The organism is Janthinobacterium kochi (assembly GCF_051380715.1).
GTDB lineage: Bacteria > Pseudomonadota > Gammaproteobacteria > Burkholderiales > Burkholderiaceae_D > Janthinobacterium.
In genome coordinates, this window is the sequence record NZ_JBNYXO010000001.1 from 730,118 (window position 1) to 743,197 (window position 13,080).

The following is a 13,080-nucleotide window of genomic DNA, read 5'->3' on the forward strand; positions in this document are numbered from 1 at the left end:
TTTATACAAGCGTCAGCTGAATTACTCGATCATGCCAGCCCCGACTTCGCCAGCAGCCTTCGTGACTTTATAAAGGACCTAGCCATGTTTAAGAATTTGCTGATCAAATGGAAGTTGGCGACGCTCGTTGCCGTGATGATGCTGGCCTTGCTGGTGGTGGGCATCAGCGGTTACACGGGTATCGCTACCGTGGGCCGCGCCGTCAATGAGGTCGGCGTGGTGCGCCTGCCGTCGATACAGGGACTGATGATGATGAGCGAGGGCCAGACGGCCGTCGCCGCCGCCACCCTGACGGCCGCCATCTATGAAAACAATTACCAGGCACAAGACAAGTTCGCGGAAGCGCTGCAGCTGCGCACCAAGGCCTGGAGCAATATCGAGGCGGGCCGCAAGCTGTACGAGCCGCTGCCGCAAACCCCCGAGGAAGCCGTGCTGTGGCAGCGCTTCCAGGGCGAGTGGACGGCCTGGAAGGCGGATGATGACAAGGTGCGCGCCATCTTGCGCCAGCTGGCCGACAACCGCGACGAGCCGCGGCAGAAAGAGCTGTTCGTGACTTTTTACCAGCAGTACCAGGATACACGCAGCCTGTTCGGCAAGGCCGAAGGCACGCTCAACGAGATCATCAAGCTCAACAACGGCGTGGCCGATACCAGCGTCAAGGATGGCAGCGCGGCCGTGATCCGCGCGGAAAGCCTGATGGTCACCCTCGGCTTGCTGGCCTGCGCGCTGGGCATCGGCTGCGCCGCCTACATCACGCGCGCCATCACGCAGCCGATCAATTTGGCCGTGAAAGTGGCGCAGACGGTGGCCTCGGGCGACCTGACGAGCCACATCGAGGTGCACACGACGGAAGAAACGGGGCAACTGCTGCAGGCGCTGAAAGACATGAATTCCAGCCTGGTCAACGTCGTCGGCCAGGTGCGCAGCGGCACGGAGACCATCGCCACGGCCTCGTCGGAAATTGCCAGCGGCAACCTGGACCTCTCCTCGCGCACGGAAGAGCAAGCCAGTTCGCTGGAAGAAACGGCATCGTCGATGGAAGAGCTGACATCGACCGTGCGGCAGAACGCCGACAATGCCCAGCAGGCCAACCAGCTGGCGCTGAGCGCTTCGGGCGTGGCGGTGAAGGGCGGCGCCGTGGTGGGCAAGGTGGTCGAGACCATGGACGCCATCAACGACTCGTCGCGCAAGATCGTCGACATCATTTCCGTCATCGACGGCATCGCCTTCCAGACGAATATCCTGGCCTTGAATGCCGCCGTGGAAGCGGCGCGCGCGGGCGAGCAGGGGCGTGGCTTCGCCGTGGTGGCGACGGAAGTGCGTAATCTGGCCCAAAGATCCGCTGGCGCAGCGAAAGAAATCAAGACCCTCATCGGCGACTCCGTGGTGGCGGTCGAGGCGGGCAGCAAGCTGGTGGCCGAGGCGGGCAACACGATGGCTGAAATCGTCTCCAGCGTACAGCGCGTGACGGACATCATGGCGGAAATCAGCCTGGCGACGCAGGAGCAAAGTTCGGGCATCGACCAGATCAACCAGGCCATCGGCCAGATGGACCAGGTGACGCAGCAAAACGCGGCCCTGGTGGAAGAGGCTGCCGCCACAGCCGAATCGCTGCAGGAGCAATCGGGCCAGCTGGCCGACGTCGTCAGCGTCTTCAAACTCGATGGCGCACTGGCACCGGCCGTGCATGCCAAAGCGGCCGCGCGGCGCGCCGTGGTGGCCAGCGCGGCGCCGAAGCGTCCGGCACCGCGTCCCACGGCAGGCCGCCCTGCCTTGCGCGCCGTGCCGTCCCAGTGCCAGAGCGCGCCGCGCGATGATGAGTGGGAAGTGTTCTGACGGATTGACGGCGCCAGCATGCGCTTCCGGACGGCCGCCTTGCGCGGCCGTTTCTGCATGCGCCCCAGGCTCGCGCGGCAGCCACTACTTGCCAAAAATATAGCGTTATGCAAATGGCTGTTTTGCCATCTAAGCAAATCTTTTCAAAACTTAACGCGACATTGCTTGTGAGATAACTCACACTGCCTGCCGTACCACCCTTGTTCCCGCCTCGGCCACATCCCGGCTGACCCCTTCGCCTGTTGCGTCCAGTCATTCGTGGCAGGCGGCAGCCATTGCCGTCAGCCTTGCATGCGAGTCCGGCGCAATGACCGATGCACCACACTGAAGGATGCGAATAGATGGCAAATATGAAAATCGGCACGCGCCTGCGCTGCTCCTTTGCGTTATTGACCTTGCTGCTGCTGGCGACTGCCGTGCTGGGCATGTTGCGCCTGTCCAGCCTGGAACTGCGGATGCGCGACGTGATCGATGACAAATATCCGAAAACCGTGCTGGCCAATGACATCATCAAGAATGTCAACATCATCGCGCGCTCATCGCGCAACTTGCTGCTGATGAGTGAGCCGCAGCAACTGGCGCAGGAACGCGCCACCATCGCCAGGGCGGGCGGCGAAACGGAAAAGGGATTGGCGCAGCTGGAAAAGGTGGTGCTGTCGCCGCAGGGCCGCCAGCTGATGGCGGCCGTGACGCAGGCGCGCGCCGCTTTCAATGGCGGGCGCGACAAGGTACTGGCCCTGCTGCAAGAGGGGGCGCGCGACGAGGCGACCAGTTTGCTGCTCGGTACCGTGCGCGGCGACCAGCTGCACTACATGGCGGCGCTGGAAAGCCTCATCTCGCACCAGCATGACTTGATGGAGGAGGCGGGCGCCCAGGTGCGCCACGAATACACCACGGCGCGCAACATGATGCTGGCACTGAGCGCGCTGGCCGTGCTCTTTTCGCTCGTCACTGCCTGGCTGGTCACGCGCAGTATCGTCAATCCGCTGCACTACGCGTTGAGCGTGGCGCAGACCGTGGCCGCCGGCGACCTGACATCGACCTTCGGCCGCCACGGCGGCGATGAAACGGGCAAGCTGCTCGACGCGCTGTGCATCATGAATGGCAACCTGCTCGACATCGTGCAGCAGGTACGCAGCGGCACCGACACCATCGCCACGGCTTCGTCGCAGATCGCGGCCGGCAATATCGACCTGTCCTCGCGCACCGAGGAGCAGGCCAGCGCGCTCGAACAGACCGCGTCGTCGATGGAAGAACTCAGCTCCACCGTGCAGCAGAATGCGGACAATGCGCGCCATGCCAGCGTGCTGGCCATCGAGGCGGCGAACATCGCCGGCGCAGGCGGACAGGCCGTAGGACAGGTGATCCATACGATGGACGCCATCAGCGCGTCGTCGGCGCAGATTGCCGACATCATCGGCGTGATCGACATGCTGGCCTTCCAGACGAACATCCTGGCCCTGAACGCGGCAGTGGAAGCGGCGCGCGCGGGAGAGCAGGGGCGCGGCTTTGCCGTCGTGGCGACGGAAGTGCGCAACCTGGCGCAGCGCAGCGCGGCGGCGGCGCGCGATATCCGCGCCCTGATCGCCCATTCTACCCAGCAGGTGGATGCGGGCGCGGCCCTGGTGGCGCAGGCCGGCGCCACCATGCAGGAAGTGGTGGCGGCCGTGGGTCGGGTCAGCCAGATGGTGGCCGACATCACGGCCGCCAGCGCCGAGCAAAGCACGGGCATTGGCCAGGTCAGCCAGGCGGTGGTGCAGATGGACGAAGTGACGCAGCAGAACGCCGCCCTGGTGGAAGAAGCGGCGGCCGCATCGCAATCGCTGGAAGGCGAGGCGGCGAACCTGCTGCAGGTGGTCAGCGTATTTCGCCTGCAGCAGGGGCCGGCGCACACCATGCCACGCCGCAGCGCGCCGGCCGTGCCGCGCCTGCTGGCCTAGTGGCGCGCCTGGCAAGGTTCTGGCTCGGCTGCGTCGCGCTGTGGCGGGCGCGGCGCCAGGCGCGCGAGGGGCAGGGCGGCAAACCCATGGCATCGGCGCGCAGCCGCGAGCTGCAGGCGCGCCTGGACAGCGCCATCGTCAACGGCGAATTCCGCTTTCACTACCAGGGCAAGTTCGATACGGCGCAACTGCGCCTGGTTGGCCTGGAAGCGCTGCTGCGCTGGCAGCATCCGCACCACGGCTTGATCTACCCGAACGCCTTCATCGGCCTGGCCGAGCAGACTGACGCCATCGTCGCGCTGGGCAACTGGGGCATCGATGCGGCCTGCCGCCAGCTGGCGCAGTGGCGCGCGGCGGGCCTGCCTTTGGTGCCGGTCGCGGTGAATGTCTCGGCGCGCCAGCTGTGCCAGCCGCACTTGCCCGACTTCGTGCTGGGTTGCCTGCAGCGCCATGCGATTCCTCCCGGCCTGCTGGAGCTGGAAGTGACGGAAAGCTGCTGCATCGACGACATGGCGCAGGCGATGCAGGGATTACGCCGGCTGCGCGCGCTGGGCCTGGCCATTTCGCTCGACGATTACGGCACCGGCCATTCAGGCTTGAGCCATGTCAAGATGCTGCCGATTCACACCATCAAGATCGACCGCTCTTTCATCCGTGACGTCGATAGCTGCGACAGCGACGCCGTCATCGTCGCCTCGACCATTGCGCTGGCGCGCGGCCTGGGCTTGCAGATGCTGGCCGAGGGTGTGGAAAACGGCGAACAACTGGCGCAGCTGCGGCGGCTGGGTTGCCCGCAGGTCCAGGGCTTTTACCTGCACCGGCCAGCGCCTGCTGCCGAGGTGGGCGCGCTGCTGTTCGCTGGCCTTGTAACAGTGCCGAAATACGGCGCCATGCGGCCTGGCGTGGATGCTCAGTAGAATATGGCCACTGCAAGCCGCGTGCTTTAACACCTACTCCCCCACGCAAGAATGATAAACAGTCCTGTCCCGGCCTATGTCTTTGGCCCGTTTCGCCTATTGCCGCTAGAACGCATGTTGTTCGAGGGCGACCGCGCGCTGCGCCTGGGCAGCAGGGCCATGGACTTGCTGCTGGCCCTGCTGGAGCGCGCTGGCGACATCGTCGACAAGCATGAACTGGTGACCATCGTCTGGCCCCATGCCGTGGTGGACGACGCGACCTTGCGGGTGCACCTGGCGGCGCTACGCAAGGCGCTCGGCGATGGCCGTGATGGCCAGCGCTACATCACCACCATCCCCGGGCGCGGCTACGGCTTCCTGGCGCCGCTGGCGCACACCGGCCGGCCGGCGCCCGGTACTGCTGGCGTGGAGCCGCGGCATAACCTGCCCGTCATGCTGACGCGCATGCTGGGCCGCGCCGAGGTGTTGCAAACGATGGCTAACCAGCTGCTGCAATTGCGTCTGCTGTGCGTTACCGGTCCGGGCGGCATCGGCAAGACCACGCTGGCCGTCGTTCTATCGACGCGCGTGCTGCGCCGCTATGCCGACGGCGTGTGTTTCGTCGACCTGTCGCCGCTGGACGAGGGGCGCCTGGTGCCGCTGGCGCTTGCCACGGCGTTGGGGGTGGCGGTACCGGCCGGCGAGGCCATGCCGGTCCTGCTGGCCTACCTGCGCCCGCGCCACATGCTGATCGTGCTCGATAACTGCGAGCACGTGATCGGTGCGGCCGCCGCGCTGGCCGATGCCTTGCTCAAGGGCGCGCCGCTGCTGCATGTGCTGGCCACCAGCCGTGAGCCGTTGCGCATCACCAGCGAACAGTTGCTGCGCCTGCCCGCGCTGGAATTGCCGCCGGCCGATGCCGTGTCCGATGCGGCGGCGGCCCGGCATTTCGCCGCGGTGCAGCTGTTTTGCGAACGCTGCGCGGCCGTGGACGATGCTTTCGTGCTGGCCGACGCCGATGTGCCGGTGGTGGTGGACATCTGCCGGCGTCTCGATGGCATCCCGCTGGCGCTGGAGCTGGCGGCCGGGCGCATTGGCCATTTTGGCTTGCACGAATTGCGCCGCCAGCTCGATGACCGCTTTCGCCTGCTCACGCGCGGCGCGCGCAACATGCCCTTGCGCCACCAGACCCTGCGCGCCACCCTGGACTGGAGCTACGGCCTGCTCGATGCGCAAGAGCGCCAGGTGCTGCAGGCGCTGAGCGTGTTCAAGAGCCGCTTCCGTCTGGAGTCGGCCAGCGCCGTGGCGGGATGCGAGGTGTTCGATACGGTGGCCGACCTGGCGGCCAAGTCCCTGGTCAGCATCGAGTTTTGCTGCCAGCACGTGTATTACCGGCTGCTCGACACCACGCGCGCCTACGCCGCGGCGCTGCTGTCGGCGAGCGGGGGCGCCGGCACCGTGCTGCTGCGCCATGCGCGCCATTGCCTGGGTCTGGCGGGACGCATCGCCGCCGACCGGGAAAGCATGCCGCCGGCGCAATGGAGCGCTCGCTACGGCCGCCATGTCGATGACCTGCGCGCCGCCATCGACTGGGCCTTCGGCGAGGAGGGCGACGTAGCGCTGGGCGTGGCCCTGACCCTGGCCGCGCAAACCCTGTTCTATCAGCTGTCGCTGATGGATGAATACCGTGTGCGCGTCGAGCGGGCGCTCGAGCGCATGGCCACGCATGCGGTGGAGGACCCCGATAGCGAGATGCAGCTGCACGCCTCGCTGGCGCACCTGCTGCTGCATACGCAGGGCGTCACCGGTACCATGCTGCGTTCGTTCCAGCGCGGCTATGCGCTGGCCATGCGCACGGACGATGACAGCTGCCGCTTTGATGCGATTTGCGGCATGTGGATCTGCAGCCTGAAGATGGCCGATTTCCAGGGCGCCGATAATTACGTGGCGCAGCTTGCCGTTCTGTGCGCAGCGCGCGACGACACGACGATGCGGTTGGTGCTCGCACGCATGCGCTCGGCGGGCGAGTATTTGCGCGGGCGGTACGCGCAGTCGGCGGCGCTGGCGCGCATGGTGCTGGCGCACCCCGAGGGCGTCGGACAGCTTGGCTTCAACAATGCCTTGCTGGCCGATCACCAGGTTTGCCTGCGCGGCACGCTGGCGCGCTGCCTGTGGATGCAGGGCCGGCCCGACGACGCCCTGGCGCTGGCGCGCGAGGCGGTGACGGTGGGCTTCGAGCACAATGGCGTCACGCTGTGCGTGGCGCTGGCCATCAATGCCATCCCCGTCGCCCTGTGGTGCGGGCAGCGGGGACTGGCGCATGTCTGGACTTGCCTGCTGTGCGAGCATGCGGCCCGCTATGGCCTGCTGTACTGGAGCGCCTGGGGCGCCGCCTACCAGCGCCTGCTCGATGCGGGCGAGGCGATGACGCAATTTCCCTGGCCCTCGGTGCGCAACTGGCCGATACAGATCGATTTGATGGCCACCTTGCACGACGCCGCCGCCGATAGCCAGGCGCTGCGGCGCGCACGCACGGGGCAGGCGCTGCGGCGCGCACGCACGGGGCAGGCGCCGTGGAGCGCGCCGGAAGTGCTGCGCCGCGATGCGCATCATCGCTGGCGGGCGCTGGCGCAAGGCGATGCGGCCGGCCTGGAAGCGGTTCGCGTACAGCTGAATGAGGCGCTGCAGCTGGCCAGGGGCCAGCAGGCGCCGGGCTGGGAGCTGCGCTGCGCCACCAGCCTGGCGGCTGTGCTGCATGCGCAAGGCCGCAGCGTTGCCGCGCATGCCTTGCTGGCCCCTGTTCATGCAGGATGTCTGCAGGGGCGCGACACCACGGATGTGATGGCGGCAGCAGCTTTGCTGGCGCAGCTGGCCTGATGGCTATTCGTAGGCGCCCAGCCGGCGCTGTTCCTCCGGCGTGAAACTGGCGTCGCGCAGCTGCTGCAGGGCCGCTGCATCCGGCCCGCCGCCGGGCAGGCTGGCCTGCTGCGCCTTGAGCGCTTGATAGGCAATGATGCGCTGCTGCCACTGCGATTCTTCGCGGTCCAGTTCCGCCAGGCGCGCTGCTGCTGCCGGTGTGAACGTGCTGGCGCGCAGGCGGTAGACTTCATTCTCGCCGCCGCCCTGGGCCCGCAGCGCCTTCACGGAGGCGTTCAGCTGGGCCACCTGCAGCGGTGCATCGCGCGCTGCGCGCTGGGCCGGTGACAGTTGCTGATCGAGTGCGGCCAGTTGCGCCTGGCGCTGCGCTTCGTCCAGCGTGGCATCGCCGAGTATCGCCATGCGCGCCACGGCATCGTCGTCATACGCGTCGCTGGCGCCGAACAGGCCCGCGCTTTCCTCGGGCGTAAAATAATTGCCGCGCAAGGCCCGCATGGCTTGCAGGCGTGCGCGCGCCGCCACGGTGGGATCGGCTTGCGCCGGCAAGGCTTGCTCCGCACCGGCCAGCGCCTGCTTGTAGGCCAGCCAGGCGCCCAGCAGGCGTTTCGCTTCGCGGGCGGGGACGGGCGCCAGGCGCCGCTCCAGTTCCGCCTCGATCTGGCTGCGGATGGCGGCCAGCGGCTTTTCACCCAGGCCCGCCAGGTAGTAGTCGAACAGATGGCCCAGTTCCGCGTCGACCACCAGCTTGTCGCCGGCGGCCACCGTCACGTTGCCGTCGGGCCGCGTGCCTTGCATCGAGCGCACGAACGCGAACAGGTCCGGCTCCGTTTTTTCCGGCGGCGGGGCGGGCGGTTCGCCCGGGCGCAGTACCAGGTACAGGGCCAGGGCTGCCAGGCTGGCGCCGATGATCCATTTCGCGTTCGTGCGCATCGTAGCCTCCTTACAGTCCCAGGCCTTGCAGGCGGTTGGCTTGCTGGCGGAAGACGGTAACGGGGTTCGTCTCGAACAGGTTGACGATGCCGACGAACTGGTTGACTTCATCGAGGTGGTTCATGGCGTAGTCGTCGCGGATCACCTTGCCCAGGTGGCTGGAGCAGCTGCTGACCAGGCCATCGTTCTTGATGCCGCCGAAGGCCAGGCTGATGGCCGCCAGGGCCGGGTCGCCCACGTCGAGCACGTTCGTGTACGGTTGCGCGCCGCTCCACGAAAAGTAGTACACGCCTTGCACCTGGTAGGCGCCTTCGCCACAGGCAGAGGTGGGCACGCCTTGCGGGTGGCGGCTGTTGAAGGCCAGCGAACCGGCAGTGGACAGCGATGTCAGCGAGGCGCCCGCGTTTTGCGGTAGTCCCTTGTTGCCCGACAAAATGCCGATCAGGGAGGCGAGCGCATTGCCCAGCGCGCCGCTGGTGTTGGGAATGGCGCCGCTGAGGATATCGGCCACCCTGGAACCCTTGTTGACGCCCGCCACGCTGGTGACGGACGCCACCAGGTCGGGCCGCACGGAAGCGACATAGCGGGCCGTCGGGCCGCCGTGGCTGTGGCCGATCAAATTGACCTTGGACGCGCCCGTGGCGGCGAGGATTTGCCGCACTTGCGACAGCAATTGTTCGCCGCGCATTTCGGTGCTGCTGGCAGCCGACACGGTGGTCACATACACTTGCGCGCCGCCGCTGCGCAGGGCAGCGGGCACGCCATAAAAATATTCGACGGGACCCAGCTTGTCGAAGCCGAACAGGCCGTGCACCAGCACGATCGGGTACTTCGTTTGCGTGTAGCCGGCGGCGCTGGCGCTGCCGGGCAGGATGGCGAGGGACAGCAGCAGGGTCGATAGCAGTTGCCAAAAGCGAGTCTTCATTTTGTCTCCGTTATGTATTAATACTCGATTAATAGTGGAAATGTCGATGCTGTAGCGATGAACCGTGCGCTCCTGCACATTCTATCGATGCATTAAACATAGCGAGCGCTCGGTTTTTAGAATGTAGCATCGCTGGATGTAAATTGCAGTGAATTGCATGATGCAGCGCAATAACTGTGGGAATTTGGCGTTGCTTATGCGCCCATTGCATAATTGAAAAGTCACAGTTGTTTTCCTGAGCTATAATCGGCCCGGCATCAGCCGTCCCGCCGTCTTGCAATGCCGTTCCATGCATTGCATGGATATCGCTCCTACACCGTTACTTGGGAATGCACTTGTCGACCCATTTTAATTTTGAACAGTTTCAGCAGATGACGCCTTTGAATGGCGAAAACATCTGGGAATATATTCTTGACCGCCATGCGGAGCGCATCGGCGTCAAACGCCGCAAGCCGGCGCTGGAAAATCTTGAACGCATCTTCGTCGCCACTTTCCGCCTGGCCAATGACGTGGGCTTCCGCGCCATGAGCTTGCGCGACCTGTGCCGCGAGACCGGGCTGTCGATGGGCGGCCTGTATGGCTACATCACCAGCAAGGATCAACTGGCGGAAATGATCGAGGATGTGGTGCGCCACGCGACGCAAGCCTTGCCGCTGCTGTTTGCCGATGTGAAGTCGCCGCTGGACCGCCTGGAGGCGATGATACGCTCGTCGATCTATCTGTCCGAAGTGCTGCAGCCGTGGTTTTATTTTGTCTTCATGGATTCGCGCGTGCTGCAGGTGGAGCAGCGCAGCATGGCGAAGAATTCGGAACTGTATGTGCAGACGCTGATCGCCGCCACCATCGGGGAAATCGAGCCGAAGCCGCAGTGCGACCCCACCTTGCTGGCCGCGCACTGCCTGGCCCTGTTCCAGGACTGGTACGTGAAGCGCTGGAAGTACCGCGCCGCGAAGGTCAATGTCGACGATTTCGCCGATAGCGTCGTCGGTACGGTGCGCGGGTATTTGAGCGTGACCGCTGTGTAAACCTCGGCGGCACTTGTCGGGTTACGCCGTTCCGGCTAACCCGACCTACGATTGGTGATTGATGCATTAACAGGTAGGTCGGATTAGCGAAGCGTAATCCGACAAGATACCTGCGTCAGTTCGTGGTTTCGATGGGCAGCGTCTCCGGCACGGCCGCCGGATCCGTCGGCGTCTCCACGTCCATATCCAGGGTCCTGATCCCGTTCATGTCGATGAACTCGTCGTACAGCCACTCGCCATCGACCTGGCTCAGGCCTGCCGGCACGGCGCGCGTGATTTGCGGGCGCGTCGACAGGGCGGTGCGCATGTAGTCGATCCAGATCGGCATGGCCAGTGTAGCGCCGAATTCGCGTCCGCCCAGTGATTTCGGTTCGTCATAGCCCATCCACGCCACGGCCACGATGCCGCCGCCGTAGCCGGCGAACCAGCCGTCGACGGCGTCGCTGGTTGTGCCCGTCTTGCCGGCGATGTCGCCGCGCCCCAGTTTTTTCGTCGCCGCCGCGCCTGTGCCGGTGCGGGTGACTTCGCGCAGCATGCTGTCCATCACGAAGGCGTTGCGCGGGTCCAGCGCCAGGGTCTTGTCGTCGTTCGGCGCGGGCGGCTTGGTTTGCATCAGCACCGTGCCCTTGGCATCGACGATGCGGTCGATCAAATACGGTTCCACCTGGTGGCCGCCATTGGCGAACAGGGCGTAGGCGCCCGCCATCTGCACGGGCGTGACGGAACCCGTGCCCAGCGCCATGGTGAGATTGCTGGGCTGGCGGGCCGGGTCGAAACCGAATTTTTCCAGGAAGTCGTGCGTGTACGACACGCCCAGCGCGCGCAGGATGCGCACCGAGGCCACGTTCTTCGATTGCGCCAGCGCATAGCGCATGGTGATGGGGCCGTCGAACTTGAAGTCATCATTCTGCGGCGCCCACACCTTGCCGCCCGCCTGCATTTCCAGGGGCACGTCGTTGATCAGGGTAGCCGGCGAAAAGCCTTTTTCCAGCGCCGCCGAATACACGAAGGGCTTCATGGCCGAACCGGGCTGGCGCCAGGCCTGCGTGACGTGGTTGAACTTTTGCAGGTTGTAGTCGAAGCCGCCCACCATGGCGTGGTAGGCGCCCGTGTCCGCATCGAGCGAGACGAAGGCGGCGGCCACCAGCGGCACTTGCGTGATGGCCCAGTTGCCCTTGGCATCTTTGGCTATACGGATCACTGCGCCCGGGCGCAGCTTGATGCCGGCGCTCGCTTTGCTTGAGAGAGCAGGGGCGGCAAAGCGCAAGCCCTCGCCCGTGATGGCCTTGGTGTCGCCGTCGCCCGTGTCGGCCACCACCTTGCCGCTGGCGACTTGCGTGATGACGGCGGCGATCAGGCCGTCGCTGTCCGGGCGTTTTTGCAGCGCAGCATCGATGGCGTCGTCGCGCTGTTCAGGGTCAGCCGGCATGTCGATGAAGGTTTCCGGGCCGCGGTAGCCGTGGCGCTGGTCGTAGGCGATGACGTTGCGGCGCGTCGAGGCGTAGGCCGCATCCTGGTCGGCTTTCAGGATTGTCGTATAGACGCTGATGCCCTTGGTATAGCTGTCTTCCTTGAACTGCGCAAACACGGTCTGGCGCGCCAGTTCGGCCACGTATTCGGCGTGCGTGTCGAAACCCTGCTTGCCGCGGGTATTGATATGCAGCGGCTGGGCCAGCGCCTGCTGATACTGGCCTTCGCTGATGTAATCGAGTTCGCGCATGCGTTTCAAGACCAGCTGCTGGCGCGCATGCGCCTTTTTCGGATTGCTGATCGGGTTGTGGCGCGAGGGGTTTTGCGGCAGGCCCGCCAGCATGGCCATTTCCGCGATCGACAGTTCGGACAAGGGCTTGCCGAAATATGTCTGCGCCGCACTGGCGAAGCCGAACGAGCGCTGGCCCAGGTACATCTGGTTCATGTACAGCTCGAGAATCTGCTCTTTTGACAGGGCCGACTCGATTTTGAGGGCCAGCATGATTTCATTGAGCTTGCGCGAGGCGACTTTTTCGCGCGTCAGGAAGAAATTGCGCGCCACCTGCATGGTGATGGTGGAGCCGCCGCCGTGGCCGAAGCCGTGGCGCAGGTTCGACAGCACGGCGCCGCCGGCGCGCACGAAGTCGATGCCGTGGTGCTCGTAGAAGCGGCCATCCTCGATGGCCAGCAAGGCCTTCTTCATCATTTCCGGCACTTGCGCTATCGGCACGAAGTCGCGGTGCTCTTCGCCGAATTCCCCGATCAGCACATTGTCGGCCGTGTACACGCGCAGCGGTATCTTCGGCTGGTAGTCGGTGATGACGTCCAGTTCGGGCAGGCGCGGGCGCACGTACAGGAACAGGTAGGCGACCAGCAGCACGGCTGCGGCCAGCGCGGCGCCGCCGGCGAGGATGATAGCGCGCACGGTGGCGCGGCGGGAAGGCCAGGGGAATCCGGATCGTTTGGCAGTCAAGGCAGTCTCACGTGAGCGTGCAAGGCACGGTGGCAGCGATTATAGACCAATGCGCCAGCGCTTCCTGTGCGGGCGGGGCGCCGGGGTCAGGCGCCGGGACCTGAAGCAAAAAACCTTTTCATCGAAACGCGGCTGTGCGATAGTCTCGGCTTCAAGCAAATAGCCCGGATCTCGATCCGGGCTGTTTATTTTATACAATTAAGGATTT

General features: G+C 65.2%; 8 protein-coding genes. 5 read left to right on the forward strand and 3 right to left on the reverse strand.

The window, feature by feature from the left end:
• Positions 1-84 precede the first annotated feature (84 nt).
• The 4 genes from ACQ4WL_RS03440 (at position 85) to ACQ4WL_RS03455 (ending at position 7,549) form a co-directional block, all read left to right on the forward strand.
• Entirely contained in the window at positions 85-1,836 is a 1,752-nt protein-coding gene (locus tag ACQ4WL_RS03440) for a methyl-accepting chemotaxis protein (RefSeq protein ID WP_436508087.1), read from the forward strand.
• 341 nt (positions 1,837-2,177) lie between these two features.
• Positions 2,178-3,776, forward strand: a complete 1,599-nt coding sequence (locus ACQ4WL_RS03445; protein ID WP_436508088.1) for a methyl-accepting chemotaxis protein — start codon at positions 2,178-2,180, stop codon at positions 3,774-3,776.
• Between the two features lie 86 nt (positions 3,777-3,862).
• A complete protein-coding gene (locus tag ACQ4WL_RS03450; protein ID WP_436508090.1) occupies positions 3,863-4,693 on the forward strand; it encodes a putative bifunctional diguanylate cyclase/phosphodiesterase in 831 nt (276 codons plus the stop codon).
• Positions 4,694-4,807: 114 nt separating this feature from the next.
• Positions 4,808-7,549, forward strand: coding sequence for an ATP-binding protein (locus ACQ4WL_RS03455; RefSeq protein WP_436508091.1), 2,742 nt, complete (start codon positions 4,808-4,810; stop codon positions 7,547-7,549).
• 3 nt (positions 7,550-7,552) lie between these two features.
• Here the strand turns inward: ACQ4WL_RS03455 and ACQ4WL_RS03460 are convergent, their stop codons facing one another.
• Together ACQ4WL_RS03460 and ACQ4WL_RS03465 are read right to left on the reverse strand one after the other, a co-directional pair.
• Positions 7,553-8,479, reverse strand: coding sequence for a lipase secretion chaperone (locus ACQ4WL_RS03460; RefSeq protein WP_436508093.1), 927 nt, complete (start codon positions 8,477-8,479; stop codon positions 7,553-7,555).
• Positions 8,480-8,489: 10 nt separating this feature from the next.
• Positions 8,490-9,404 carry a lipase family alpha/beta hydrolase gene (locus ACQ4WL_RS03465; RefSeq protein WP_436508094.1) on the reverse strand — a complete coding sequence of 305 codons (915 nt, stop codon included), beginning with the start codon at positions 9,402-9,404 and terminating at the stop codon, positions 8,490-8,492.
• A gap of 329 nt (positions 9,405-9,733) precedes the next feature.
• Between ACQ4WL_RS03465 and ACQ4WL_RS03470 the strand changes: the two genes are divergently transcribed.
• Positions 9,734-10,429, forward strand: coding sequence for a TetR/AcrR family transcriptional regulator (locus ACQ4WL_RS03470; RefSeq protein ID WP_436508095.1), 696 nt, complete (start codon positions 9,734-9,736; stop codon positions 10,427-10,429).
• A gap of 115 nt (positions 10,430-10,544) precedes the next feature.
• On the opposite strand, the gene ACQ4WL_RS03475 is transcribed toward ACQ4WL_RS03470, so the two are convergent.
• Positions 10,545-12,872 carry a penicillin-binding protein 1A gene (locus ACQ4WL_RS03475; RefSeq protein WP_436508097.1) on the reverse strand — a complete coding sequence of 776 codons (2,328 nt, stop codon included), beginning with the start codon at positions 12,870-12,872 and terminating at the stop codon, positions 10,545-10,547.
• Positions 12,873-13,080 lie beyond the last annotated feature (208 nt).